The organism is uncultured Zoogloea sp. (genome assembly GCF_937894855.1).
GTDB lineage: Bacteria > Pseudomonadota > Gammaproteobacteria > Burkholderiales > Rhodocyclaceae > Zoogloea > Zoogloea oryzae.
Map to the genome: position 1 here is coordinate 1 of NZ_CALAYQ010000072.1, position 25,107 is coordinate 25,107.

General features: G+C 68.1%; 20 protein-coding genes. 12 read left to right on the top strand and 8 right to left on the bottom strand.

What is annotated here, in order from left to right:
• Both Q0672_RS09270 and Q0672_RS09275 read right to left on the bottom strand, forming a co-directional pair.
• Positions 1-515 (bottom strand): WD40 repeat domain-containing protein (locus tag Q0672_RS09270; RefSeq protein ID WP_298621713.1); only part of this gene is annotated, 515 nt, incomplete at its 3' end.
• Positions 512-1,903, bottom strand: coding sequence for a toll/interleukin-1 receptor domain-containing protein (locus Q0672_RS09275; RefSeq protein ID WP_298621714.1), 1,392 nt, complete (start codon positions 1,901-1,903; stop codon positions 512-514). The genes Q0672_RS09275 and Q0672_RS09270, both read right to left, overlap by 4 nt.
• 220 nt (positions 1,904-2,123) lie before the next feature.
• On the opposite strand from Q0672_RS09275, the gene Q0672_RS09280 reads away from it, so the two are divergent.
• Positions 2,124-3,173, top strand: coding sequence for a patatin-like phospholipase family protein (locus Q0672_RS09280; RefSeq protein WP_298621715.1), 1,050 nt, complete (start codon positions 2,124-2,126; stop codon positions 3,171-3,173).
• A 41-nt stretch (positions 3,174-3,214) separates the two neighbouring features.
• Here Q0672_RS09280 and Q0672_RS09285 read toward each other — a convergent pair whose 3' ends face one another.
• Positions 3,215-3,979, bottom strand: a complete 765-nt coding sequence (locus tag Q0672_RS09285) for a sulfite exporter TauE/SafE family protein (RefSeq protein WP_298621716.1) — start codon at positions 3,977-3,979, stop codon at positions 3,215-3,217.
• Between the two features lie 229 nt (positions 3,980-4,208).
• Between Q0672_RS09285 and Q0672_RS09290 the strand changes: the two genes are divergently transcribed.
• Positions 4,209-6,335, top strand: a complete 2,127-nt coding sequence (locus Q0672_RS09290) for a methyl-accepting chemotaxis protein (RefSeq protein ID WP_298621717.1) — start codon at positions 4,209-4,211, stop codon at positions 6,333-6,335.
• A gap of 88 nt (positions 6,336-6,423) precedes the next feature.
• Here Q0672_RS09290 and Q0672_RS09295 read toward each other — a convergent pair whose 3' ends face one another.
• From Q0672_RS09295 to Q0672_RS09310, 4 genes are all read right to left on the bottom strand, one after another.
• The gene (locus Q0672_RS09295; RefSeq protein WP_298621718.1) at positions 6,424-7,506 is read right to left on the bottom strand and encodes an alpha-hydroxy acid oxidase; all 1,083 of its coding nucleotides are present in this window, start codon (positions 7,504-7,506) and stop codon (positions 6,424-6,426) included.
• Positions 7,507-7,532: 26 nt separating this feature from the next.
• Positions 7,533-8,213, bottom strand: a complete 681-nt coding sequence (locus tag Q0672_RS09300; RefSeq protein ID WP_298621719.1) for a Fe2+-dependent dioxygenase — start codon at positions 8,211-8,213, stop codon at positions 7,533-7,535.
• An 89-nt stretch (positions 8,214-8,302) separates the two neighbouring features.
• Positions 8,303-10,582 carry a TonB-dependent siderophore receptor gene (locus Q0672_RS09305; RefSeq protein WP_298621720.1) on the bottom strand — a complete coding sequence of 760 codons (2,280 nt, stop codon included), beginning with the start codon at positions 10,580-10,582 and terminating at the stop codon, positions 8,303-8,305.
• A gap of 320 nt (positions 10,583-10,902) precedes the next feature.
• A complete protein-coding gene (locus tag Q0672_RS09310; RefSeq protein WP_298621721.1) occupies positions 10,903-13,011 on the bottom strand; it encodes a TonB-dependent receptor in 2,109 nt (702 codons plus the stop codon).
• A gap of 175 nt (positions 13,012-13,186) precedes the next feature.
• Here Q0672_RS09310 and Q0672_RS09315 point away from each other — a divergent pair, with 175 nt between their 5' ends.
• From Q0672_RS09315 to Q0672_RS09340, 6 genes are all read left to right on the top strand, one after another.
• Positions 13,187-15,181, top strand: coding sequence for a diguanylate cyclase (locus Q0672_RS09315; RefSeq protein ID WP_298621722.1), 1,995 nt, complete (start codon positions 13,187-13,189; stop codon positions 15,179-15,181).
• Positions 15,182-15,330: 149 nt separating this feature from the next.
• Positions 15,331-15,858 (top strand): hypothetical protein, encoded by a 528-nt coding sequence (locus Q0672_RS09320; RefSeq protein WP_298621723.1) that lies wholly within the window; start codon positions 15,331-15,333, stop codon positions 15,856-15,858.
• Between the two features lie 93 nt (positions 15,859-15,951).
• Positions 15,952-17,112 carry an NnrS family protein gene (locus tag Q0672_RS09325; RefSeq protein ID WP_298621724.1) on the top strand — a complete coding sequence of 387 codons (1,161 nt, stop codon included), beginning with the start codon at positions 15,952-15,954 and terminating at the stop codon, positions 17,110-17,112.
• Between the two features lie 74 nt (positions 17,113-17,186).
• Complete coding sequence (locus Q0672_RS09330) at positions 17,187-19,709, top strand: hypothetical protein (RefSeq protein WP_298621725.1); 2,523 nt, start codon at positions 17,187-17,189, stop codon at positions 19,707-19,709.
• A 102-nt stretch (positions 19,710-19,811) separates the two neighbouring features.
• Complete coding sequence (locus tag Q0672_RS09335; RefSeq protein WP_298621726.1) at positions 19,812-20,423, top strand: hypothetical protein; 612 nt, start codon at positions 19,812-19,814, stop codon at positions 20,421-20,423.
• Between the two features lie 13 nt (positions 20,424-20,436).
• Positions 20,437-20,967: a DUF6306 domain-containing protein gene (locus Q0672_RS09340; protein ID WP_298621727.1), complete on the top strand. Its 531-nt coding sequence runs from the start codon at positions 20,437-20,439 to the stop codon at positions 20,965-20,967.
• Here Q0672_RS09340 and Q0672_RS09345 read toward each other — a convergent pair.
• On the bottom strand, positions 20,964-21,881 hold the full coding sequence (locus Q0672_RS09345) for a LysR family transcriptional regulator (RefSeq protein WP_298621728.1): 918 nt from the start codon (positions 21,879-21,881) through the stop codon (positions 20,964-20,966). The genes Q0672_RS09340 and Q0672_RS09345 overlap by 4 nt on opposite strands.
• Positions 21,882-22,010: 129 nt before the next feature.
• Here Q0672_RS09345 and Q0672_RS09350 point away from each other — a divergent pair, with 129 nt between their 5' ends.
• The 4 genes from Q0672_RS09350 (at position 22,011) to Q0672_RS09365 (ending at position 25,107) form a co-directional block, all read left to right on the top strand.
• Positions 22,011-22,277, top strand: coding sequence for a hypothetical protein (locus tag Q0672_RS09350; RefSeq protein WP_298621729.1), 267 nt, complete (start codon positions 22,011-22,013; stop codon positions 22,275-22,277).
• 25 nt (positions 22,278-22,302) lie between these two features.
• Entirely contained in the window at positions 22,303-23,739 is a 1,437-nt protein-coding gene (locus tag Q0672_RS09355) for an NAD-dependent succinate-semialdehyde dehydrogenase (protein WP_298621730.1), read from the top strand.
• A gap of 13 nt (positions 23,740-23,752) precedes the next feature.
• Complete coding sequence (locus Q0672_RS09360) at positions 23,753-24,331, top strand: antibiotic biosynthesis monooxygenase (protein WP_298621731.1); 579 nt, start codon at positions 23,753-23,755, stop codon at positions 24,329-24,331.
• A 179-nt stretch (positions 24,332-24,510) separates the two neighbouring features.
• On the top strand, positions 24,511-25,107 hold the full coding sequence (locus tag Q0672_RS09365; RefSeq protein WP_298621732.1) for a cytochrome c oxidase subunit 3 family protein: 597 nt from the start codon (positions 24,511-24,513) through the stop codon (positions 25,105-25,107).

Sequence of the window (25,107 nt, forward strand, 5' to 3'; positions counted from 1 at the left end):
TCCCACAGGCGGACGGAGTTGTCGCCGGAAGCGGAAGCGAGGGTCTTGCCGTCCGGGCTGAAGGCGACGGAGGTGACGACGTCCTGATGCCCGTCGAGCCGCGCGCGCTCCCGTCCGGTGGCAGCGTCCCACAGGCGGATGGAGTTGTCGCCGGAAGCTGAAGCGAGGGTCTTGCCGTCCGGGCTGAAGGCGACGGACCTGACGGTGTGCTGATGTCCTTTGAGCCGAGCGCGCTCCCGTCCGGTGTCGGCATCCCACAGGCGGACGGATTTGTCGGAGGATGCGGAAGCGAGGGTCTTGCCGTCCGGGCTGAAGGCAACGGCGTTGAAAGACGATGTTCTCGTCAGCGGATCGATCAGCGGCCGGATGATGGCGTAGGGCTCGCCTTGGGGGACGAGCACTTCCAGTGCGGGGTTCGCCGCAGGCGCTGGGGGCGGGGCGGGGGGGGCTGCGCCGGCCAGCAGGACGATGGAGACGGCAACGAGCGCGAAGAGCGCGCGCAGGCGCGCGATCACGCCAGCACCTCGCGGCCGATCTGGCGGAGCTGGGCCGTACGCCAGACCAACTGCCCCTTGTTCGGCTTCAGCAGGTCGGCCCAGTACAGGCGCCGCGCCGCGGGGCTGAGGGGCCACGGCAAGAGGGGGCCGAAGCTGTCCCGATCCAGGCTGGCCTTGAGGGCTTCGGCATCCGCGCCGGCCAGGTGATTCCAGGTTTCCCACACTTCGGGGCAGTTGTAGCTCCACGCGTCCCAGCAGGCCGGTTTGCCGTTCAGGGCCCGCTGTTCGAGGCAATGACGAACAAGGCCGGCGTGGCCGCCGGTGGCGTCGAGGAGGGGCTGGATCTCGTCGGGCCCGAGGGGCCCGCCTGCCGGATTGTCCTGGCTCCAGGCTGCCACGTCGCCGGCGGTCGGATCGGGCCACTCGAGCAACTCCGCGATGTTGAGGGCCGACAGGTGATTCTGGCCGAATTTCTGCTCCACCAGCCGCGCGCCGCCGACCAGGACGATGCGTAGCTGATCGGGCTGCCGTTCGCACAGGCTGCGCAGGGCGCTGGCGAGTTCGATGCGGTGGTGGACGGTGGCGCTCTCGAACCCGGTGATCTGTAGAAAGACGTTGCCGTTTGTGCCGAGATGGTGCTCGATGGCCGCCATGAAGGCGGTGCTGTCGGGCGTTTGCGCGGGTGCCCCGCACTGACGGCCGAGTTCGCCAAAGAAGGCGTCGGCGGCGGCATTGGGGGCGAAGGGCGGGGTCAGCCGGATCACGTTGCGCTCGCCGTATTCCTGCCGCGCCCGGTTGAGCAGCCGGGCGATGACCTTGCCCTGGTGGCGTTGCCCGCGGGAGGCGACCATCACCGGCGGCGAGCCGCTGGGGCGCAGCTTGCCCATGACCCGCTCGACGAACTGCTGCTCGCTGGGCACGGGCTGGGCGGTGGCGCTCAGCGTGATGGTCGGGGGTGGCGGCGGGTCGAAGTTCAGCTGGGGTGACTTGCCGGGCTCCCGGCCTTCGAGCCCGCATATCAGCTTGTGGAGGGATTCCCGAAAGCGGGTGGTGTCGCGGAAGTCGACGGCCTGCAGGTTTCCAAGAAAGGGAAGATCGGGCAGCTCGCCGAACACGATGGGGATGAGCCTGAAGCCGGGTTCGTTCTCGCGACGTGATTTGAGGGCGTTGTATTCGTCGCGGACCCAACCGGAATTGACGACCTCCGGGGTGGCGACGAGCACCGCGGCGCGGCATTGCTGAACACCCCGGTGCAGGCCCTCCAGCCAGTTCTCACCCGGAATCAGGTTCCAGATGTCGAGGAACACGCTGCGCCCGCTGGCCTGCAAGGCCTCGGCCAGCCAGATGACCCACGGCTTGTACTCGCTCTTGTGACTGATGAAGACGTCGTAGCCAGGCTGGGTCATGGTTGAAGTTCATCCCTGATTTTGTTTTGGGCGGCAACGCCACGTTTCATTCTTTCTAGCACATATGGAAGTGTGGTGAGTGCGCGTGTGGTGCTGCCGTTTGGAAATCATCAATGGCAGTTGGTCGATTACTTGAACCTTCGTCACTTTCCTTCATCCATACTAGGAGTATGGTGCAGTGCACAATCCTGTGTCTGCACGAAGAATGAAGGAGTCGAGCATGTTCCGAAAGCGATGGTGGAAGGGTGAAAGCAGTGCTGCGCCGGGCCTGAGTCTGGCCTTGCAGGGCGGTGGCGCCCACGGTGCCTACACCTGGGGCGTGCTTGACCGGCTGCTGGAAGACGGCTGGGCGCTGGAAGGCATCAGCGGCACCAGCGCCGGGGCGATGAACGCGGTGGCCCTGGCCCAGGGCTGGACGACCGGAGGCGCCGAAGGCGCGCGGGAGAGCCTCTCCGCCTTCTGGGAAGCGGTGGCCGACAGCGCGCCGCGGGAGCTCGACCTGCTGCACAGCCTCAACCCCGCCGGCATGGGCTCGCTGCCCGGGCCGATGAGCATGATGCTGGGCCTCACCCATCTCTTTTCGCCCTACGAGTTCAACCCCTACGAACTCAACCCCCTGCGCGACGTGGTGCGCGCCCAGTTCGACTTCGAGCGCATCCGCAAGGATTGCCGGCTCAAGCTGTTCATCGCTGCCACCCGGGTGAAGACCGGCAAGGTGCGCCTGTTCCGCACTGATGAACTCACCGAGGAGGCGGTGCTCGCTTCGGCCTGTCTGCCCACGCTCCACCACGCGGTCGAGATCGACGGCGAGGACTACTGGGACGGCGGCTTCACCGCCAACCCGGGGATCTACCCGCTGATCTACGAATGTTCCACCCCGGACATCCTGCTGGTGATCCTCAACCCGCTGTCGCGGCCAGAGCCGCCGCGCACCGCCGACGAGATTGCGGCCCGCACCATGGAACTGGGCTTCTCGACCACCTTCCTGCGTGAGATGCGGATGATCGCCCACGCCCGCAGCTACATCGACGAGAGCCGCAGCTGGATGCCCCTGGGGCGCTTCGAACGCAAGCTGATGAACCTGCGCTTCCATCTCATCGAGGCGGAAGAGCTGCTGGAAGCCGGCAAGGGCAGCAAGATGAACGCCGCCCGGGCTTTCCTGCACGATCTGCGCGACCTGGGCCGGGCCCGGGCCGCCCGGTGGATCCGCACCCAGCGCCGCTACGTGGGGCAGCGGGGCACCGTGGATCTGGCCGAGGTGTTTTCCTGATCTCCTGCCCGCGCACGCGCTGAACCGGCGGGTTCAGTCGTTCATCCCAGCCGGGCCATCACCAGCGGACTTACAAGCAGCCACAGGGCGGTGAGCAGCAGCATTGCCGCGAAGGCCGTGCGCATCTGCCTTTCCGGCAGGCGATGGGCCAGGCTGACCCCGGCCGACACCGTGAGCAGCCCGCTCGCCGCCATGGGCAGGCCGATCTTCCAATCCACCTGCCCGGCAGCGCCATACACTGCCAGTGCCACCACCGAGCTGGGCGCCACCAGCGCCAGCGACAGGCTCTGGGCCACCGTCTGCTTCTGCCCGAATAAGCCGGTGATGAGCGGCGTGGCCACCAGCCCGCCACCCACGCCCAGCAGGCCCATGCAGCTGCCGCCCACCACGCCCACCAGCGGCAGGTAGCGGGGCGCGATCTTCGGTTTTGATTCGGCCGCGCCCTTGCGGCGGGCCAGCATGCGCAGCGCCACCCCCAGCAGGAAGACGCTGAAGACCACCTTCAGGACGGCCGGGTTGAGGGCATTGGCAAAGTGCGCGACGCCCCAGGTGGCAGCCATCGAGATCACGCCGATGGTCAGCGCCTGGCGGGCGGGCACCGGGTGGCGCTGGTTGTAGCGCCACCAGCCCACCAGCAGGTTGGGCACCATCAGCACCAGCGCGGTGCCCTGGGCCATGGGCTGCGCCATGCCGTAGCCGATCACGAACAGCGGCACCGCGATGATCCCGCCGCCAATCCCGAACAGGCCGCCAAAGAAACCCAGGCCGGCGCCCACGACGAGGGCGGGCAGAACATGAAGCAGCATGGTTGGCGATACCGGCAGGACGGGTGACCCATGATAGCCATCCGGCCGCTCACGTCGATGCGGGATAACCGACAGAAGGCCGCCCGCCCAGGGGAGTTGGTGCGCTGCGGTTTAGTTTTTTGTCGTGATTACCGTTAACACAGCCTCCGACGGTGCGCCGGTGCGCACCATCCATCTTCACGCCGCCGGCGGGCTGGCGTGACTGTTAGAACCAGCTGGGGTGTGAGCAATGAATCAACTGACGATCGGCAGGCGTCTTGCGTTTGGGTTTGGGTTTGTGCTGGCGCTGGGGCTGTTCGTTGTCGCGGTGGCGATCTACAACCTCGTCGAGCTGCGCCAGCAGTTTGGCGAGTTCGAGAGCCGGATCGTGGCGCGGGAGCGGCTCGTCTACCGTGGCCAGGTTGAGCTGGGCAACGGAATTCACTACTTCAAGAACACGGTGCTGCGCGGGGGCGACTACCCGGGCAAGTTTGCCGCGAGCATGGACGCCATCGACCGCGTCGTCGAAGACTACCGCGCCCTCGGTGACGTCCATCCGGATGCCGCTCAGGCGCTGGAGGACATTACCGCGGGCAGCCGTAAATACCGGTCGGTGATTGCCCAGGTGGTGGAGATGCGCGGCAACGGGGCCAGCATCACCGAGATCGACAAGGCCATCAGCGGCGCCGACAAGCCCATCGGTGCGGCCTTTGCGCGGCTGCTGGAGCGCCAGTCGGCCGAATCCCACGCGGCCCAGGAGGCCTTCGACGCCAGCGTCAAGCGGACCGTCGAGGAGGTCGGCGTCGTCACCCTGGTGATGCTGCTGGCCGGCGCCCTGGCGGCGTGGCTGATCAGCCGCAGCGTGACCCGGCCGCTGGCCCAGGCCGTCGAGATCAGCCAGGCGGTGGCGCGGGGCAACCTGCCCGAGCAGATCGAGGTGACCAGCAACGACGAGACGGGCCAGCTGCTCACCGCCATGAAGCGCATGGTCGATACCTTCCGCGGCTTTGCCGACGCCCAGGCGGAGAACGCCGAGCAGCATGGCAAGGGGATGATCGAACACCGGATCGACGCCGACCGTTTCCCCGGCGTCTACGGAAAGATGGCCGCCTCGATCAACGCGCTGGTCCGCACCCACATCGCGGTGAGTCAGCGGGTGGTCGACGTGGTCGAGCACTACGCGGTGGGTGACCTGACGGTGGACATGGAGCGTCTGCCCGGCCAGCAGGCCCAGATCACGGCGGCGGTGGATGGCGTCAAGGCGTCGATGCTGCGCGTGAATACCCAGATCCAGTCGCTGGTGGATGCGGCGGCGAGCGGCGACTTCCATGCCCGGGGCGACGCGGACGCCTTCCAGCATGAGTTCCGGCGGATGATCGAGGGCCTCAACCGGCTGATGGCGGTGAGCGACCTGGGGCTTGGCGAGGTCTCGAGGGTGCTCGACGCCCTGGCCACGGGCGATCTCACCCAGCAGATCGAAGGGGATTTCCAGGGTGCCTTCGCCCAGCTGCGGGACAGCACGAACACCACCGTGGCGCAGCTGCGCGAGGTGATCGGCGGGCTGAAGCGCAGCGCGACGGCCATCAACAGCGCAGCCCTCGAGATCGCCACCGGCAACGCCGACCTGTCGCGGCGAACCGAGCAGCAGGCGGCCAGCCTCGAAGAAACCGCCAGCTCGATGGATGAGCTCAACACCACCGTTCAGCAGAACGCCGACAACGCCCAGCGCACCAGTGTGCTGGCCAGCCAGTCCAACGAGGCGGTGCTGCAGGGCGGCGCGGCCGTGAATCGGGTGGTGACGACCATGGCCGACATCCGCGACAGCTCGCGCAAGATCGCCGAGATCATCGGTGTGATCGACGGCATCGCCTTCCAGACCAACATCCTGGCCCTCAACGCTGCCGTCGAGGCGGCGCGGGCCGGCGAGCAGGGGCGCGGTTTTGCAGTGGTGGCCAACGAGGTGCGGGCGCTGGCCCAGCGCAGCGCCGTGGCCGCCCGGGAGATCAAGGAGCTCATCGCGGTGTCGGTGGATAAGGTGGAAGGCGGCGCAGCCCAGGTGGACGAGGCCGGCGCCGCGATGGAAGAGGTGGTCGCCGCCTTCGGGCAGGTGGCCAAGCTGGTAACCGAGATCAGCGGCGCCAGCCGCGAACAGAGCGCCGGCATCAGCCAGGTGGCGCAGGCCATCAGCAAGATGGATGAAGTGACCCAGCACAACGCGGCCCTGGTGGAGGAAGCCTCCGCCGCTGCTGAGAGCCTGGAGCGGCAGGCCCAGGGGCTGACGCAGATCGTGGAGCGCTTCAAGCTGCTGCCTGGCCCGGCGGCCAGCCCGGATGCGGGGGTCGGCAATCCACCGTCGGCGCAGCGGCGCCGCGCATGATTGATCGCGCAGCCGGATCGGACGAGAAAGGGCCCGCAGATGCGGGCCCTTTTTTCTGGCTGGCTGGCGGCGGCTTTGCGCCGGGTGGTCAGATCAGGAGGTCGTCCGGAAGGTCGTCGAGGGTGGCCACGCCGCACAGGGCCATGGCGATCTCCAGCTCATCCCGCAGCAGGCGGATCACATGGGCGACGCCCTGGGCGCCGGCGTTGGCGAGGCCGAAGATATAGGGCCGGCCGACGAGCACGGCGCTGGCGCCGAGCGCCATCGCCTTGAGCACGTCGGTGCCGCGGCGGATGCCGCCATCCACCAGCATCGGCAGGTGGCCGGCGAGGACGTCGGCGATGCGCGGCAGCATTTCGGCGGTGGCGGGTGCGCTGTCGAGGGTGCGCCCGCCGTGGTTGGAGACGATGATGCCGCCCACCTGCAGGTGGGCCGCCTGGCGGGCGTCGTCCGGGTGGAGGATGCCTTTCAGGATGACGGGCAGCCGGGTTTCGGCCTGCAGCCGGGCGATGTCGTCCCAGGTGGGGGCGATGTGGAGGAGATCGTCGAAGAGGGCGCTCTGGCCGGGCTGCAAGGCGATGTTCGGGCGCGGCGGCAGGGTTGCCAGGTTGACCGCCGAGATGCCCGGCGGCAGGTGGAAACCGGCCCGGCGCTCCCGGTCGCGGGCGCCGTGGCAGGGGGCGTCGACGGTGAGTACGAGGGCTTCGTAGCCGGCGGCTTCGGCGCGCTGGACGAGCTCGCGGTTGAAGCCGGTGTCGTGCTGCAGGTAGAGCTGCATCCACATGGGGCCCCGGTCGGCGTCGTCGCGCACGGCGCGGGCGACGGTTTCGAGGAGCAGGCTGGACTGGGTGCTGAGTACAAAGCCGGCCTCCTGGGCCGAGGCGGCGACCGCGGTGGCGAGCTCGCCGTCCGGGTGGGCCATGCGCTGGTAGGCCACAGGGGCGAGGAGGATGGGATGGGCCAGGGTGCGCCCGAGGAGCTCGACCCGGGTGTGGCCGCCGGCAATGGGGCGCAGCACGCGGGGCAGCAGGCGCAGGGCGTTCCAGGCGTCCCGGTTGGCGGCCATGCAGCGCTCGTCGGCCGCACCGCCGGCAAAGTAGGCCCAGGCGTTGTCGTCCAGTACCGTGCGCGCCAGGGCTTCGTGGTCGTCGAGGGAGATCGGGGCGGACATCGAGGTGCTTTCCGGGCAGGGCGGGCTCAGGTGTCGGCCCACATGCGCAGGAGATTGTGATAAGTGCCGGTGAGGGCGACGGTCTCGTCGGTCTCGCCGTGGGCTTCGCGCAGGCGCATGAGGGCCATGTCCAGATCAAACAGCAGGCGGCGTTGTTCGTCGCTGCGCACCATGCTCTCGATCCACAGGAAGCACGCCAGCCGGTATCCCCGCGTCACCGGGGTGACCTGGTGGATGCTGGTGCCGGGGTAGAGCACGGCGTGGCCGGCGGGCAGCTTGACGCCGCGGTTGCCGTAGGTGTCCTGCACCATCAGCTCGCCGCCTTCGTATTCGTCGGGATCGGCCAGGAACACCGTGCACGAGACATCGGTGCGTACCCGCACGCCGTCGCCGGTAAAGCGGATGGCGTTATCCACGTGCTCGCCGTAGAAGGGCGTGTCGCCGCCGTAGCGGTTGACCCGCGGGGTGAAGATCTTCTTGGGCAGGGCGGCGGTGAGGACCAGGGGGTTGCGCTCGATGGCGCCGAGCACCGTGGCGCGGATGCTGCGTGCGGCCAGGCAGTCGTGGGGCAGCTGCTGGTTGAGCTTGACCGTGCGGGCCTGGGGGCCGGCGCTCTCGCGGCCGTCAGCCCAGGGGGCATCGGCGAGCAGGCGGCGGGCTTCGCGGACTTCGTCGGTGGTGAGGAGGTCGGGAATCTGCAGGAGCATCGGCGTTGGGGGGAAGTGGGGATTGGGAAATGGGTAGTGGGTAGTGGGTAGTGGGGGGGCAGGGGCTCACGGCCCCTGCCGGCGTGGCGTCAGAACTTCAGGTTGGCGGTGAGGTAGAAGGTGCGGCCGAAGCCCGGCACGTAGTGGCCGGTGTAGAAGGCGTCGGCGTACAGCTTGTTGGTCACGTTGTTGAGGTTGGCCTTGAGCATCAGCTTGTCGGCGATGGCTTCGTATTCGGCCATCAGGTCAGCCGTCACGTAGCCCTGGGAGTAGAAGCCCGGGTTGCGGTTGGGCGTGAGCTTGGTGCGGGCGTTGATGCCCACGCCGGCGCGCAGCTTCTCGGTGAACTGGTAGCTGTTCCACAGGGTGCCCTGGTGCTTGGGGATCAGCGACGGGCGCTGGCCTTGTTGCTCGTCGTTGTTGGTGGGGCTCTTCACGTCGATCTCGGCGTCCCAGATCCAGGTGTAGGAACCGAAGATCTCCCAGCGCGGGGTGATCTTGCCGGCCACGTCCATGTCGAGGCCGGTGGCGTGGCGCTTGCCCGACAGGGTGATGATGCTGGGCACCAGCGGGTCGGTGTTGCGCTCGTTGAGCTTGACGCCACGGAACAGCGCCATGCGGGTGCTCATGGTGCGGCTGGCGTTCTCGATGCGGCCGCCCAGTTCGACGTTGATGGCTTTCTCCGGCGGCACGTTCACCGTCGCGGCGCTGTACGAGTAGGTGTCGCCCGAGGTGTTGAAGGAGGTGGCGTAGGACAGGTGGTAGGACTCGCGCTCGCTCGGCTGGTAGAGCAGGCCCACGCGCTGGCTGGGCTTGTAGATGGCCTGCTGGTAGTGGGTGACGGCGCCGGTGGTGAGGTTGAACTGGTCGAACTGGCCCGACATGGCGTCGTAGCGCAGGCCGGCGAGGAACTTCCAGTGGGGGATGAATTCGATCAGATCCTGGGCGTAAATGCCGCCGGCGAAGCTCTCGAACTCGGAGGTCTTGCCCGGCACGCGGGTGCTCTCGGGCACGCCCACGCCGTTGTCGGGATTGCCGACGGTGATGGTCGGCTTGGTGATGTCCACGCCGCCCTGGGCTGCGGTGCGGGCGCCAAAGACGCGCTTCTTCTCCCACGCGAAGTCGACGCCGGCCTGGGCGTTGTGCTTCATGCCCCAGGCTTCGAACTTGCTGGACAGATCGCTCTGGGCCAGCAGGTTCTCGTAGCTCTGCATCTTGGGCTGGAAGCCGCGGGTGAGCACGGTGGCGTCGCTGAAGGTGTCGAGCGTGGCGGCCACGCCGCCCGGTTGCAGGCTGGCGCCGCCCAGGCGCACGGTGCTGGCGCGCTGGTCGCGGGTGAAGTCGCCCTTGCGCACCTTGGTGACGAGCTCGGTGTCCTGGGAGAAGCGGTGGGTGTGCATCAGCGTGCCGTAGGTGGCGGTGCCGTAGTTGCGGTCGCTGGCCATGCCGTAGTAGTTCTTCGGATCGACCGGCAGCATGGTGGTTTGGGATACCGGCGCGCCAGCGTACTTGCGGATCCACGGCAGGCCATAGTTGATGCCGTTGTTGTTCTCGAGGCGGAACAGGCCGACCTCGAACTCGTCGCGTCCGCCGATGCCCCAGCGGTAGTCGGCGGCCACGCCCTGCTTGTCGAGGCTGGTGCCGGCGCCGTTGTTGTCGGCCTTGGTGCGCATGGCGTTGATGCGCAGCGCGGCGTCGTCGTCGGTCTTGACGTTGATGTCGGCCACCACGCGGTGGTAGCTGTGACTGCCGACGGTGACGTCGATCTGGTTCTCGTCGATCAGCCGGGCCTGCTTGTTGACCTGGTTGACCGCGCCGCCGGTGGAGCCGCGGCCGAACAGCATCGACGCGGAGCCGCGCAGCACTTCGACGCGCTCCATGTTGAAGGTGTCGCGGTCGTAGAAGCCCGGGTCGCGCATGCCGTCGATGAAGATGTCGCCCGTGGTGTTGAGCGGGAAACCACGCAGGCGGATGTCTTCCTCGCCGCCTTCGGCCGCCAGGAAGGTGACGCCCGAGGTCATCTTGAGGGCTTCCTTGATGGTGTCGATCTTGCGGTCGTCCATCAGCTTCTCGGTGACGACGGTGATCGACTGGGGAATGTCGCGCAGTTCCTGCTTGCCCTTGCCGATGCGGGTGGTGGTGGTGCGCAGGCTGTCCTTGCCCTGGGGCTCGGCTTCGGCGGCGGCTTTCACGACCACCGGCTTGAGGGTCTTGGCGTCGTCGTCGGTCGCCGCGGGCGCGCCCTGCGCCCAGCCGCTCATCGAGGCAGCAAACATCAGCGCGCCCAGGGGCAGGGTGGCCGGATTGGTGTTGGGGGAAGACTGCGGTCGGGGTGCCGGCGCGGGGCGGCGGATTTTTTTGTTAGCCATGTCGGCCTCCGGAGATGAAGCGCCCAGGAAGGGCGTTGGGGTTCATGACCTGAGGCTGGCTGGCTAGGAGTTGGAAGCGCGCGAAGCGGCAACGGCTGGCTTGCCCGAAAGATCTGGTAACAATGGTATTGCAAATACGAATGATTCGCAATAAAGAATCTGGCGCAAGGAAGTGAAAAAGTGCCGCTTGCCGCGCGGCGCTGGTGAAAGCCGCGGGCGATGTGGCGTACGGCGGGCGTAAACGGCAGACGGGGGCGATGCGCGTGCATCACCCCCGTCCGGGCTGGCTTGCAGTCAGGCGGCGGGCGCCGCCGGCCGGCTTACCAGGTGTAGCGGGCGTTCACCCCGACCATGCCGTTACGGCCCGGGGCGGGCTCGTAGTAGCGGCCGTTGCCGTCACCGACGATCACCGAGCCGATGTAGTTGCGGTCGAACAGGTTGTCGATGCGGGCGAACTCGGTGAAGCGCCACGGGCCGGCCTTCTGCTCGGCGCTCACGCGCACGTTGGCGATTGCGTAGGACGGCGCCGGGGTGGCGGTGTTGGCATCGTTCACGTAGGTGCGGCTGCGGTAGATGCCTTCGATGGCGGCGGTGACGCCGGGCGCGGGCTTCCAGGCCAGATCGCCGAAGGCCGAGGTGCGCGGGATGCCGGGCATGGTGTTGCCGGCATCCACCGGGGTGGTGCTGGCAAAGCCTTCGTCGTAGATCGCCCGCAGCATGGTGAAGGCGAAGCGGCTGGTGAGGTCGCGACGCCAGGCGGTGTCGAAGGCCAGCTCGACGCCCTGGCGCAGGGTCTTGCCGGCGTTCTGGTAGCTGGTGCGGCCACCGCTGGAGGCGAGGACGACCAGTTCGTCGTCGGTCTTGACCTGGAAGAGGGCGAGATTGACCCGGCTGCTGTTGCCGACCAGGGCCTTCACGCCGGTTTCCAGGTGCTCGCTTCTGGCCGGGCTGAGGCCGAAGTTGAAGCCGGTGGTGGGCGTCGCGTAGAACATTTCGTTCAGCGTCGGCGTCTCGAAGCCGCGGGCGGCGCTGGCGTAGAGATTGACCGCCGGGTTGAGCTTGTAGACCACGCCCAGCACCGGCGTGGTCTTGCTGTAGTTGCGGCTGCCGCTGTCGTCGCCGTTGATGCCGACGATGTACTTGTCGTCCACCGAGAACTTGACGGCGCTGTAGCGCAGGCCGCCGCTCACGATCCAGTCGCCACGCTGCCACTCGCTCTGGATGTAGGTGCCGGTGCTCTCGACGTTGTCCACTTCCTTGCGGCGCAGGGTGCTCTTCACGCCGCTGCGGTTGTCGTAGCCGCTGCGGTTGTCCTTGCTCACGTCGTAGTCGGCGCCGAAGGTGGTGGTCAGCTTGCCACCGCCGGCCTGGCGCACAGCGATCCAGCGGCCGCCGACGCCGTAGAAGTCGCGGTCGAAGTCCACCACGCCGCCGGAGCCGCGGGTGATGGCGGTGGCCGACGAGGGGGGGATGGCCTGGTACTGGATCACGCTGCGCTGGCCGCTGTAGGCCGAGAGCTGCAGGGTGTCGGGGCCAAAGCGGCGTTCGTAGGTCACGCCGCCCTGCAGGTGGTCGATGCTCTTGCGGGTGTTGTAGGTGGTGGCGGGGGTGGGGCTGCTCCCGGTGCCCGGGTCGATGGCGCGGGGATTGTTCTTGTAGCTCGCCCAGGTGACGCCCAGCGGATCGTCCGCCCGCTGCCAGAAGCCATTGACGACGAAGGTGAGCTTGCTCACGTCGTCCGGCTTGGTGGTGATCTTGGCGAAGGCCTGCTCGCGGGTGGCGGCGCTGTGGTCGCGGTAGCCGTCGGTCTTGAGGCGGGTGGCGTCGATCACGTAGCCGAGGCCTTCGAGCTGGCCCTGGGCGTTGATCTCGGCCTTGGTGGTGCCGTAGCTGCCAGCGGCAAAGCCGCCTTCAATGCTGGGCCGGCCGGTGGGTTCGCGGGTGAACAGCTGGATCACGCCGCCGGAGTGGTTGCCGTAGATCGCCGAGTAGGGGCCGCGCAGCACTTCCATGCGCTCGGCCATGTCGAGGTTGAAGGTGGCGGCCTGGCCCTGGCCGTCGGGCATCGAGGCGGGGATGCCATCGGCGATGAGCTTCACGCCGCGCACGCCGAAGGCCGAGCGGGCGCCGAAGCCGCGGGTGGAGATCTGCAGATCCTGGGCGTAGTTCTGGCGGTTGTTGGCGATAACGCCGGGCACGGCCACGAGGGCTTCGGATGCGTTGATGCGCGGCTGGCCGGCGGTGATCTGGTCGCGGTCGAGCACGTCGATGGCGGCGGGCATGTCGAAGCTGGCTGCTTCAGCGCGGCTGCCGGTGACGACCACCGGGTTGAGGACGAGCGACGTGCTGTCGTCGGCTGCGTGGGCGATGCCGGCAAGGGCGGAAGTCAGGGCGAGGACGATGGGGGCAAGGGTGAAACGGGGGGGCATTCGGTGTCTCCGTGGGCGACAGTGGCTTTTTTGCGAAACATAGCGTGCCGGCGACCGGCGCGCATCATGAAAATCGTGATTTGGGCACCCTGTAACAGACGGTGCCGGGTGGCGCTCGCTATACTTCGGCGAATTCATGTTAACGACATAAGCCATGCCTCCGCTTTGCCGGACCTTGAACGCCGCCCGCCGCGCCGCGATGCTTTGGCTGCTGTTTGGCTGCGGGCAGGCAGTGTGGGCGCAGACCTCCGTGACCGTGCAGCTGCGCTGGCATCACGCCTTCCAGTTTGCGGGCTATTACGCGGCGGTCGAGAAGGGTTACTACGAGGAGGCCGGGCTGGCGGTGCAGCTCAAGGATGCCCGGCCGGGGCTGGACGTGGTGGACGAGGTCGTGTCCGGCCGGGCCGACTTTGGCGTGGGCAACAGCGGTCTCCTGATCGACCGCCTTGCCGGCAAGCCGGTGGTGGTGGTGGCCACGATCTTCCAGCATTCGCCGCTGGTGCTGTTGGCCCGCCGGGAGCAGGCGGTGCCGTCTGTCCATGACCTGATCGGCAAGCGGGTGATGCTGGAGCCCGGCGCCGACGAGCTGCTCGCCTACCTGCGCAAGGAGCGCATTCCGGTCGAGCGGCTCAAGTTTGTGGAGCACACCTACAACCCCCAGTCGCTCATCAACGGCGAGGTGGACGCGATCAGCGCCTATTCCTCCAACGAGCCGTATTTCCTCGAGGCGGCGGGGATCGACTATCAGGTCTACACGCCCCGTTCGGCGGGGATCGACTTCTACGGCGACAACCTGTTCACCACCGAAGGCCTGCTCCGCCGCAGCCCCGAGACCGTCCAGGCCTTTCGCGAGGCGAGCCTGCGCGGCTGGCGCTACGCCCTCGACCATCCGGACGAGATCGCCCGGCTGATCCACAGCCGCTACGAGAGCAAGCTGCCCCTCGAGTTCTTCCTCTTCGAGGCGCACCAGACGATTCCGCTGGTGCGGCCTGATCTGGTGGATGTGGGCTACATGAGCACCGGCCGCTGGAAGCACATCGCCGAGGTCTACGCCGAGATCGGCATGCTGCCCCGGGGTTTCGACTTCAAGGGCTTTCTGTACGAGCCCGTGCGGGATGACCTCAACGGCCTGCGCACCTACCTGGGCGCGGCGCTGGGCGTCATCGGGCTGATCACCCTGGTGGCGGCCTACATCCACCACATCAACCGGCGCCTGCACCGCAGCGTGGCCGAAACCCGCCGGGCGGCCGAACGGCTGGAAGCCAGCGAAGAGAAATACCGGCTCCTCACCGAGACGATGAAGGACGTGGTGTGGACGCTGGACACCGACACCCTGCGCTTCATCTACGTGAGCCCGTCGGTCGAGCGCCTGCGCGGCTACACCGTCGACGAGGCCCTCGCGATGCCCTTCGAGGCCACTTTCCTGCCCCGCGACGCCGACGAGATGCGCGCCCTGGTGCGCCAGCGGGCGCGCAGCTTCCTCGACAACCCCGACGCCCAGCCGCGCTTCTACACCGACGAGGTGGAGCAGCCCCGCAAGGACGGCAGCACGGTGTGGATCGAGGTGGTCACCACCTACTGCCGCAACCCGCGCACCGGCAAGGTCGAGCTGCATGGGGTGAGCCGCGACATCTCCGAACGCCGGGCCAGCCAGGCGCGCATCGCCTACATGGCCGAGCACGATATGCTCACCGACCTGCCCAACCGCACCCTGGTCACCGACCGTCTGCGCCAGGCGCTGGCGGCCGCCCGCCGCAACCGGCACCGGGTGGCGCTGCTGTACATCGACCTGGACCGCTTCAAGCCGGTGAACGACGCCTACGGCCACGCGGTGGGCGACCAGCTGCTGCGCGAGGCGGCGGTGCGGATGCGCATGTGCGTGCGCGAATCCGACACCGTCGGGCGCTTTGGTGGCGACGAATTTGTGGTGCTCCTGCCCCACATCGACTCCGGGCACGACGCCGAGCTGGTGGCCGAGAAGATCCGCGTGGCCCTCGCCGAATCCTTCCAGATCGACGGCCTGCGGCTCGACGTGTCGTCCAGCATCGGCATCGCCGTGTATCCCGAACACGGCACCGACGACGTGAGCCTGCTGCTCCACGCCGATGGCGCCATGTACGCCGCCAAGCACGGTGGCCGCAACCGGGTGGCAGTGTTCGGCGCCGACTGAGACACCCGTCGCAATCCCTTACAGTTTCTTACTGCCTTGCCGTTCTTGCGCTTCTACAAGTGGGCACGGTGGCCGATATTGCCTTGCAGGCATCCGGCCGATCCTTGCCCGATGTGCAAAAACGAACAGGAAACCCACGCATGTTTTCCATGAAGCGAATCTTGAGCGCGGCGCTCCTCGCCGCGGCTGCCCAGGGCGCAATGGCCACCGATCTGGGGGTGTCGATCGGCATCGGTGATCCCAACTTCTACGGGCGCATCGACATCGGCAATTTTCCCCGGCCGGTGCTGATGTATCCCAATCCGGTGGTGATCAGGCCCGCGCCGTATGCCGCCGCGCCCCTCTACCTGCGCGTGCCCCCCGGCCATGCCCGCGACTGGCGCCGTCACTGCAGGCGCTACGATGCCTGCGGCGTGCCGGTCTATTTCGTGCAGGACGGCTGGTATCGCAACGTCTATGCCCCGCGCTACCGGGCCGAATACGGTGGCCATTACGACCGCCGCGACGAGCGCCGGGACGATCGCTTTGACGATCGCCGGGATCGCCGCGAAGACCGCTTCGACGACCGCCGCGACCGCCGTGAGGATCGCCGCGAAGACCGGCGCGCCGAGCGTTTCGACGAGCGGGGCGGGCCGGGGCACGGTCATGGGCATGGGCATGGTCGCGGCCGTGACTGATCCAGCCTGTTCCTGATCAAGGCGCCGGCGGGCGGTGCGGGATAGCGTTGGGGCTCCGGCCTTCAGGGCCGAACCTCTTCTCCTGCTGCGCCCATGAAACTCGCCACCCAACCCCTCTGGCTCGTCGGCTTCCGGCCGTTCTTCCTCCTCGCCTGCCTGGCCGGCCTGGCCCTGCCGGTGCTGTGGGCACTCATGTTCACCGGTCATCTGGCGCTGCCGGCCGCGCCTGTCGCTGCTGTCCAATGGCACGCCCACGAGATGTTCTTCGGCTTTGGCTGGGCGGTGATGGGCGGCTTCCTGCTCACCGCCACCAAGAACTGGGTGCAGGTGCGCGGCTACCACGGCGCGCCGCTCGTGGTGCTGGTGGCGGCGTGGTGCTTCGAGCGGGTCGGCATGGCCTTTGGCGGTGGCTGGCCGGCGTGGCTGTTCTGGGTGTCGAACCTGGCCTTCCTCGGCACCATTGTCGGCATGCTGCTCGCCACGCTGCTGCGCCATCGCCAGCAGGACAGCTTCCGTGACAATTATTTCTTCCTCCTCATCCTGCCCACCTTCCTCGCGGCCAAGCTGCTGGTGCTGGATGCGACGCACTTCCATGCCGGCGCCGTGATGGCTGTCGGGCTGTTCCGGGTGGCTTTTCTGGTAATGCTGGAGCGCACGCTCACCCAGTTCATGAAGGGCGTGTTCCAGGTGGAGATCCTGCGGAGCCCGCGCCTCGATGGGGCGATCAAGTTCTCGGCGCTGGCGCTGGTCTTCGAGCCCTGGCTACCGATCTGGCTGGCCGGCGGGCTGCTGCTTGCCTGCGCGGCGCTGCTGCTCGCGCGCTTCACCCGCTGGAAGCCGGGCCTGGCGATGACCCGCATCGACCTGGCGGTGATGTACCTCGGCTACCTGGCCATCGCCCTCCAGCTGCTGGTCGAACTGGCCGGGCTCCTCGGCGCCCACGGCTGGACCGGCAGCGTGTCGATCCACCTGTTCACCTTCGGGGTGATGGGGCTGATCATCCCGCCGATGCTGGTGCGCATCTCCAAGGGCCACACCGGCCGCAAGGTGGCCTTCGACGCCGGTGACAAGCTGCTGATCTGGATCATGCTGGCGGGGCTGGTGGTGCGCGTGGTGCTGCCCCAGCTGGCGCCCGGCGCCTACATGGCGTGGGTGCATCTGGCGGCGACGTGCTGGTTCCTGTGCTTCGCGATCCTCGGTGGGCGGATGCTGCCGCGGCTGCTGAGCCCGCGCATCGACGGCAAGGAGCATTGAGTCGCGGGGCGCGATGGTCTAACTTGTCATAATCCGGTCCGCATTTGCGGTGGCGGGCAGACGAGGAGAGGATCATGCGTTTCCCCAATCTGGGCGGTTGGCTGGGCGCCGCCGCATTTGCGCTATCCCCCGTCGTCGCTGCGATGACGCCGCCGGGCGCCGAGGATCAGGCCTGTCGCCCGGTGGTGCCGCACGATGCGGATGCGGGCATCGCGATCACCCTGGCCGGCGGTGGCACCAAGGCCTCGTCGTTTGCGATGGGCGTGCTGGCGGCGTCGGTCACCAGCCAGCTTTCACTGAGCCGCGATCCCACCCGCTTCGACGGCTCCCTGTTCTGGCAGTCCGATGCGGTGTCGTCGGTGTCGGGCGGAAGTTACGCGGCCTTCTACGCCTACTCGCGGCTGATCCGCAACCGGCCCGAGACCGGTGCGCCGCAGCCCGCCGACAAGAATCTGCAGCGCTATTTTCGCGACTGCATTCCGGCTGGCCTGAAGTCGCGTTTCTCTCCGGAGCTGATCACCGCCGAAGCCGCCCGCCGCGGCATGCCCGAACAGGACCTTTTCTGCCCGACGCCGGTCGGCGCGGGCAGCCGCACCGATCCCGAGGCCCTGGCGGCCGCCCGCGCGTACTGGAACGGGGAGGGGCTGCGGCGCGACACCGTGCACCAGCAGTTCGTCCGCTGCCACGCCGACATCCTCACCTGGCAGCGCTGCGAATTCGGCAACTCGGTCGGCGCCCGCATCCGCAGCAACACGACTTACGGTGCCCTGGTGGGCGTGTCGTTGCTATCGCTGCCGATGGCGTGGGTTGCCAACACCATTTTCGACTGGCCGATCAATCTCTCGCCGTCGCGCATCGTCTATCGCGAAGGCATCGGCATCAGCTACGGCCTGGAACCCGTCGACGCCCGCGCCCTGGAGCGGGACATCAGCGATGCCGCGCAGGTGGGGGCGGTCAGGCACTTTGTGATCGATCAGGGCCAGGATCGGGGCAAGACGAGCTTTGCCAACCACACGCCGCGTGACAGCGCCGAAGCCGGGCTGCTCGATCGCGGCGACGACGTCCGGATCCGCCCCGATCCGGCGCGGATGACTTTTGCCGGGCTCGCCAGCCTCTACGCCGACGGACGCCAGTCGCCACCGCGCTGGGTGATCAACGCCACCGCGGCGCCGAGCCGCTCGATCCTCGGCTGGACCGGCCGCAACGACACCAACTTTGACCGCGACATCTTCCACATGACCGCCGATCAGCAATGCGCGGGTGGCGTGGGCGCGATCAACGTGGACCTGGCCTTGCCCGACGTCGAGAACCACGACCGCAGCTTTGAAAAAGGGCGTCGCAATGCTTCCCTGCTCACGGCGGTCAATGCCTCGGCCGCGTTCTTCGACGCCAACCAGCGGGTGTATGGCCAGCCGGTGCGCTTCAGCGCGGCGCTGGCGCAGCACGTCCTCAACCTCAACTGGGGGCTCGACCTGCGCAACATCGACGAGGCCGGGGTGCCCAAGGCCAGCGACGCCCGCCGGGCCATTCACCTGGCCCTGCCGGCGCCGCTCTACCTGGGCGAATCCTATGCGGCTTACGTGACCGACCACGATCCGGTCTACGTGCGCCTGGTCGATGGCGGCTCGTCCGACAACCTGGGCGCCTACGCCCCCATCGTCGAGGGCGTGAAGGACGTGATCGTCTCCGATCACGCCGAGGACAAAGGCGGTTCGATGGGCGACCTGTGCCTGCTGCGCAACGAGCTGCTGATCCGCAAAGGCCTGCACCTGCACGTGCCGGGCCTCGCCGGCTGGCCGCGGGGCTGCTACGACGATCTGGTGCTGCGCCGCTCCAGCCGCCGCATGGCCGGCACCACCCAGGCTGCCAGAGATGCCCAGGCCGCGCTGGAGGGGGTGGGCGACGCGATGGACGCCCACGGGGAGCCGCGGGTCCGTTCGTACCCGATCTGGGGCTGGCCCTATCCCTTCCTGGCCGGCTGCGTAAGCCGCGACGCGAACCCCGACAGTTGTCTGACCGCGCCCCGGACCCGCCTGTGGATCATCAAGCCGGCCTTCGATTACCCCGACTGGCGGCGGCGCCAGACCGCGGAGCGCAGCGCCGACGACCGGGTGCTGACCCGATGCGGCGAGGACGACACGCTGCCCTGCGAATCGTCCGCCTTTCTGGCGCGCCTGCTGGCCGGCAAGGGGGCGATCGACGACAACCTCCTCACGCCGATCTTCCCGCAGGATTCCACGGTGTCGATGACCATCAACTCCTACGCCGATCTGGTGGGCGCCTACCGGGAGCTGGGCCGCCACTACACCGCGATCGCCACCGGCGAGCTGGACAAGGTGCGCGCCGAAGGGGCGGGCAGCCCGCGCTTCGCCGCGCTGCTGTGCCACCAGGCGGCCCACCCGATCCCGGCCGCGATGGCCGACAAGACCCTGGGCCTTTCGCTGCCGGACTACGAGTTCGCCCTAGAAAAATGGACCCGCGCCGAGCGGGACGCAGCCCGTTACCGCCGCGATCTGCCGTTCGCCGGCTGTTCGACCCTCGGCCTGCCGCTCTTTGCGCCGCTCACGGTGGGCGATCGGGTGCCCAAGGCTTTTTGAGTCGGCCTGTCATCGGTCAAGGCGAGCCCCGGCGGGTGACGCTAGCCTGAATCGCCGCGCTGGTTTCCGGCCGGCGATTCCCGTTTTGAGTGGAGCGTCGCAATGCCTTACCCGCCGTTTTTCGATCTCGTACCCCGTCTGCGCCTGCGCGACCCCCTGGCCGAGTTTCTCGGCGCCTTCGACGGCGGTCTCGTCGAATACGGCTACCTGGACGCCGTCAAGCTGGCCGGGCATTCGTGCCCGACGGTGGCGAGCGCCTACTGGCTCACCCGCCAGGCGTTGATGGCCCTGTACGGCGACGCGGTGCCCGAGCGTGGCGCGGTGAAGGCGAGCTTCCGCGAAGGGCGCAGCGAAGGTGTCACCGGGGTGATCGCCAATGTGGTTTCGATGCTCACCGGCAGCACTACCGACAGCGGCTTCAAGGGCCTCGCCGGGCGCTTCGACCGCCGCAACCTGATGGCCTTCGATGTAAGCCAGCCCCTCGACCTGCGTTTCACCCGCGTTGATACCGGCCGCACGGTGGATGCCGAGGCCCACCTGCGCCACGTGCCCGCCGATCACCGCATGGCGCCGCTGATGCAGCGCTGCCTGACGGGCGTGGCCAGCCCGGAAGAGGCGAAGGATTTCCGCGCCTTGTGGCAGGCCCGGGTGCGCAGCGTGCTGCTGGATCACGGTGACGATCCGGCGGTGTTCGTGATCCGTCCGGCCGAGTGACAAGGAGCCTGCGATGACTGACAGCCCCCGCCGCCCCGACGAGCCGGAAACCCCGGCGCTATCCTCGCCGCCGTGCTACGCGGCGGAGTTTCCCGGCTACTTCGGCGAGACCGCCGAGGGGCCCGATCCCGAAACCATTGAACGCCTCAACGCGCTGCTCGAAGCGGAGCGCGCCGGCGCCCGGGTGCTGGCCATCCTGCGCGACGGCCTCGACAGCCGCAGCCCCGTTCGCGCCGTCCTCGAGCGTCTGCAGAAGGACGAAGGCGTCAACGCGGTGGTGCTCTACAAGACCATTCAGCGCCTGGGCGGCGTGGCGTCCCACGACACCGGCGCCTTCGTCCAGAAGACGCTGGCCATCGACGGACTCGCGGCGCGGCTGCAGTTTGTGAACAAAGGCCAGGCCTGGGTGGTGCGCAAGATCGAGGAGGTGCTGCCGATGGTGCCGGACGAGGTCGCCCGGGCGATGCTCGACGAGATGCGCCAGTCCCACATCGACAACATCGCCGCCTGCGGGGCGCTGCTGCTGGAAGGCCTGGCCGACTAAGCTGGCTGACCGGGAACCAGCCCGACCACCTGCTCGCGCAGCCAGCTGACCGCCGGGTCCACGTGGTTGCGCGGGTGCCACGCCATGCGCAGGCCAAAGCCGCCGTCGTCGAAGGGCAGCTCGAACATGTCGAGCACGTTGGCGAAGCGGCTCATCAGCATCGACGGCAGGGTGCACACGTAATCCGAGTAGCGCAGGATCTCGGGCACCAGCATGAACTTCTCCACCGACACCACCACGCTGCGCTGGCGCCCCAGCGCGGCCAGCGTCTCGTCCACATAGCCGCGCACGCTGCCGCCGATCTCGGTGACCAGTACGTGCGAAAGCTGGCAGTAGGCGTCCAGATCCACCGGCCCCACGCCCCGCGGGTGGGCCTTGCGCTGGGCCATCACGAAGCGCCCGTGGAGCAGCGGGCGGGTCTTCATCGACGGCGGCAGCAGGCGGTCGGACGCCAGCAGCAGATCCACCTCGCCGCGCTCCATCTGCGGTGCGATCAGCCCCACGTCTGGGTTGCGGAAGGTGAGCTTCAGCGCGGGCCCGGCCAGCGCCGAGATGCGTTCGATCAGCGGCAGGCCCAGCACCACCATCGCCGTGTCGTTGGCGGCGATCTGGAAGGTGCGCTCGTCCTTTTTCGGGTCGAAGCTGGGCTGGTGGCTCACCACCGATTCCAGATCCTTCAGCGCGGAATGCAGCGCCGGGCCCAGGGCCAGCGCCCGCGCGGTGGGCGTCATGCCGCGGCCGGTCTCGGCGGGCAGCAGCAGCGGATCGCCAAACAGCTGGCGCAGCCGCGCCAGATGCGCCGACAGGGACGGCTGGCTCATGTGCAGGCGGCGCGCGGCGCGGGTCACGTTGCACTCGGCGAGGAGCGCGTCGAGGGACACGAGGAGTTTGAGGTCGATCTGGCGCAGGTCCATCGGGTTATCGGCTCGGAGGTATCGGCTACGGTTATGGGTCGAATATCGACAATCGATTTCAAATATATGTCCCCGGCCCCTACACTGCAAGGCATCCGCTGCCACGGGCAGCATCGAAAGGAGTGCCAGATGGACATCGTCGAAACCCTGCGGGCGATCCCCGCGAACCGCGACCTGCACGACCAGGCCGCCCACGAGATCGAACGCCTGCGCGCCGAGAACGAGATCCTTCGCACCGCGATGGCCTGCGCCGACATCGCCATGGCCGGCGCGCCGATCTGGCATGCCCGCCATCGGGAACTGGCCCAGATCATCGCCGGTCTGCAGCAGGCCCTGGCCGAGGCCGCGAAGGCCGAAGCCCGCTACATCGAAACCCACCCGCGCCTGGCGGCCTGATCCGCCGCGCCTACGAGGAACCCCCATGCGCTACCCGAACACCCAACTGCTGATCGACGGTCAGTGGCAGGACGCCGCCGACGGCCGCACGCTGCCCGTGGCAAACCCCGCCACCGGCGCCGAGATAGGCCGCGTCGCCCACGCCGGCATCGCTGACCTGGACCGCGCCCTCGCCGCCGCCCAGAAGGGCTTCGAACTGTGGCGCGACGTGCCCGCCAACGAACGCCAGAAGACCATGCGCCGCGCCGCCGTGCTGCTGCGCGAGCGGGCCGACGCCATCGCCACGATCCTCACCCTGGAGAACGGCAAGCCGCTGGCCGAGGCGAAGATCGAGACCCTCGCCGCCGCCGACATCATCGAGTGGTTCGCCGACGAGGGGATGCGCGTCTATGGCCGAGTGGTCCCGGCCCGCAACCTGGCGGTGCGCCAGCTGGTGCTGAAGGGCCCGGTCGGCCCGGTGGCGGCCTTCACGCCGTGGAACTTTCCGATCAACCAGGCGGTGCGCAAGGTGTCGGCGGCGCTCGCCACCGGCTGCTCGATCATCGTCAAGGCCGCCGAGGAAACCCCGGCCGCGCCGGCCGAGCTGATCCGCGCTTTCGTGGATGCGGGCGTGCCGGCAGGTGTCATCGGCCTCGTCTATGGCAACCCCGCGGAGGTATCGGCCTACCTGATACCTCATCCGGTGATCCGCAAGATCAGCTTCACCGGCTCGACGGTGGTTGGCAAGCAGCTGGCGGCGCTCGCCGGCCAGCACATGAAGCGGGTGACGATGGAACTGGGCGGCCACGCGCCGGTGATCGTCGCCGACGACGCCGATCTCGATCTGGCGGTCACGGTGGCCGGTGGCGCCAAGTTCCGCAACGCCGGTCAGGTGTGCATCTCGCCGACGCGCTTTCTGGTGCACGAGCGCGTGCGCGCCGAGTTCACCACCCGGCTGGCCGCCCACGCGGCGTCGCTCAAGGTGGGCGACGGCCTCGCCGAAGGCACTCAGATGGGGCCGCTGGCCAACCCGCGCCGGGTGGCGGCGATGGCCGACTTCATCGGCGACGCGGTGGCCCGGGGCGTCACCGTCGCCGCTGGTGGCGCGCGGATCGGCGAAACCGGCAACTTCTTCGCCCCGACCGTGCTGGCCGACGTGCCGCTGGACGCCAAGGTCTTCAACGATGAGCCTTTCGGCCCGGTGGCGGCGGTGCGCGGCTTCAACACCCTCGACGAAGCCATCCTGGAGGCCAACCGGCTGCCCTACGGCCTCGCCGGTTACGCTTTCACCACCTCGCTCAAGCATGCCCACCAGCTCGCCCGGCGGGTCGAGGTGGGCATGTTGTGGATCAACCAGCCGGCGGCCCCGTGGGTCGAGATGCCTTTTGGCGGCCTGAAGGATTCAGGCTATGGTTCTGAAGGCGGCAGTGAAGCCCTCGAGCCCTATCTCAACACCCGCGCGGTGTCGATCCTCAACGCCTGACCCAGAGACAGCCATGGACGCCAGAACCCCCGCCGCCGCCCAGCCCGGCCACGTCACCCGCATCGCCCGCCGCCGTGCCCAGCCGGGCAAGGAGCGGGAGTACGAAGCCACCGTGCGCGAGATGTTTCAGTACATGCAGAAGACCCCGGGCTTCCTGGGTGCCGAGATGATCCCGCCTCACACGCCGGGGGAGGAGTATCAGGTGGTAGTCCATTTCGCCTCCGAGGCTGCGCTGGCTGCCTGGGATGCCTGCCCGGGCCGGGCCGAGATGCACCGGCGCCTGCGCGAGGTGGCCGACGCCGAGCCGGAATACCGCAGCCTGTCGGGCCTTGAGGCGTGGTTCGCCCCGGCGGTGGTGCCGGCGTCGATGCACCCGCCGCGGGCGCGCATGGCGCTGGTCACGTGGATGGGTATCTTCCCGACGGTGTCGCTGGTGCTGTGGCTGATCGAGCCGCTGGTGCGCCCTTATCTGCCCTTCCTGCCCAAGGTGGCGCTGCTCACCGGGCTGATCGTGGCGACCATGACCTGGGTGGTGATGCCGCGCCTCACCAAGCTGATGCGGGGCTTTCTCAACCCGCATCTCAAGCAGTAGCCGAGCCGGGTTTCCGGCTTGCCGACGGGCCATCCGCAGCGCTGCGGATGGCCCGTTTTCATTGATGAAACGCAAGGGAAAAATAAAAACTGATCCGCCCGGATCGGTGCAAAACTGTGCCGGTCGGTCCTGCTGGCAGCGGGATAAAGTGGGGCCCGGAATCTTCTTGGGAGCAGTCGATGGAACTCGCAGTAGCACCCCCGGCCGGGCGGTCGATGCTGGCGGGCTCGGTGCCGGGCAACCGGGGTATCTGGGTCGGCATCCTGTGCGAACTGACCGAGTTTGCACTGATGTTCGTGGCCTGGGCGTGGTTCCGGTTCAACCATCCGGAGGATTTCCGCGCCGGCTCGGCGATGCTCCTTACCAGCGCCGGCATCGCCAACACGGTGGTGATGCTCACCAGCGGCTACTTCGCGGTGCGCGCGCTGCTGGCGATCCGCCGGGGCGAATCCCGCGTGGCCAGCAACTGGCTGCTCGGCACGCTCCTGGGCGGCATCGGTTTTCTGCTCATCAAGGCCTGGGAGTTCAACTGGAACATCGAGCACGGCGTGGTGGGCACCGGCAACAGCTTCGTGGCGATGTACTACTACCTCACCTTCAACCACCTGGTGCATGTGGTGTGGGGCTGCCTGGGGCTGATCTGGGCGATCCTGCGCTGCCGATTCGGCGCCTACAGCGTGGATGACCACGAAGGCCTGGAGGCGGCCACGCTCTACTGGCACGCCACCGATCTGGCGTGGATCGTGATCTTTCCGCTGCTCTACGTGCTGAGGTGA

Bases quoted from the DNA above. Each gene is read 5' to 3' on its own strand.
- Q0672_RS09300 (WP_298621719.1), bottom strand. From the start codon at position 8,213: ATGCTCCTGCAGATTCCCGACCTCCTCACCACCGACGAAGTCCGCGAA.
- Q0672_RS09345 (WP_298621728.1), bottom strand. From the start codon at position 21,881: ATGGACCTGCGCCAGATCGACCTCAAACTCCTCGTGTCCCTCGACGCG.
- Q0672_RS09325 (WP_298621724.1), top strand. From the start codon at position 15,952: ATGAAACTCGCCACCCAACCCCTCTGGCTCGTCGGCTTCCGGCCGTTC.
- Q0672_RS09285 (WP_298621716.1), bottom strand. From the start codon at position 3,979: ATGCTGCTTCATGTTCTGCCCGCCCTCGTCGTGGGCGCCGGCCTGGGT.
- Q0672_RS09365 (WP_298621732.1), top strand. From the start codon at position 24,511: ATGGAACTCGCAGTAGCACCCCCGGCCGGGCGGTCGATGCTGGCGGGC.
- Q0672_RS09310 (WP_298621721.1), bottom strand. From the start codon at position 13,011: ATGCCCCCCCGTTTCACCCTTGCCCCCATCGTCCTCGCCCTGACTTCC.
- Q0672_RS09305 (WP_298621720.1), bottom strand. From the start codon at position 10,582: ATGGCTAACAAAAAAATCCGCCGCCCCGCGCCGGCACCCCGACCGCAG.
- Q0672_RS09275 (WP_298621714.1), bottom strand. From the start codon at position 1,903: ATGACCCAGCCTGGCTACGACGTCTTCATCAGTCACAAGAGCGAGTAC.
- Q0672_RS09280 (WP_298621715.1), top strand. From the start codon at position 2,124: ATGTTCCGAAAGCGATGGTGGAAGGGTGAAAGCAGTGCTGCGCCGGGC.
- Q0672_RS09295 (WP_298621718.1), bottom strand. From the start codon at position 7,506: ATGTCCGCCCCGATCTCCCTCGACGACCACGAAGCCCTGGCGCGCACG.
- Q0672_RS09340 (WP_298621727.1), top strand. From the start codon at position 20,437: ATGACTGACAGCCCCCGCCGCCCCGACGAGCCGGAAACCCCGGCGCTA.
- Q0672_RS09360 (WP_298621731.1), top strand. From the start codon at position 23,753: ATGGACGCCAGAACCCCCGCCGCCGCCCAGCCCGGCCACGTCACCCGC.
- Q0672_RS09335 (WP_298621726.1), top strand. From the start codon at position 19,812: ATGCCTTACCCGCCGTTTTTCGATCTCGTACCCCGTCTGCGCCTGCGC.
- Q0672_RS09355 (WP_298621730.1), top strand. From the start codon at position 22,303: ATGCGCTACCCGAACACCCAACTGCTGATCGACGGTCAGTGGCAGGAC.
- Q0672_RS09290 (WP_298621717.1), top strand. From the start codon at position 4,209: ATGAATCAACTGACGATCGGCAGGCGTCTTGCGTTTGGGTTTGGGTTT.
- Q0672_RS09330 (WP_298621725.1), top strand. From the start codon at position 17,187: ATGCGTTTCCCCAATCTGGGCGGTTGGCTGGGCGCCGCCGCATTTGCG.
- Q0672_RS09320 (WP_298621723.1), top strand. From the start codon at position 15,331: ATGAAGCGAATCTTGAGCGCGGCGCTCCTCGCCGCGGCTGCCCAGGGC.
- Q0672_RS09350 (WP_298621729.1), top strand. From the start codon at position 22,011: ATGGACATCGTCGAAACCCTGCGGGCGATCCCCGCGAACCGCGACCTG.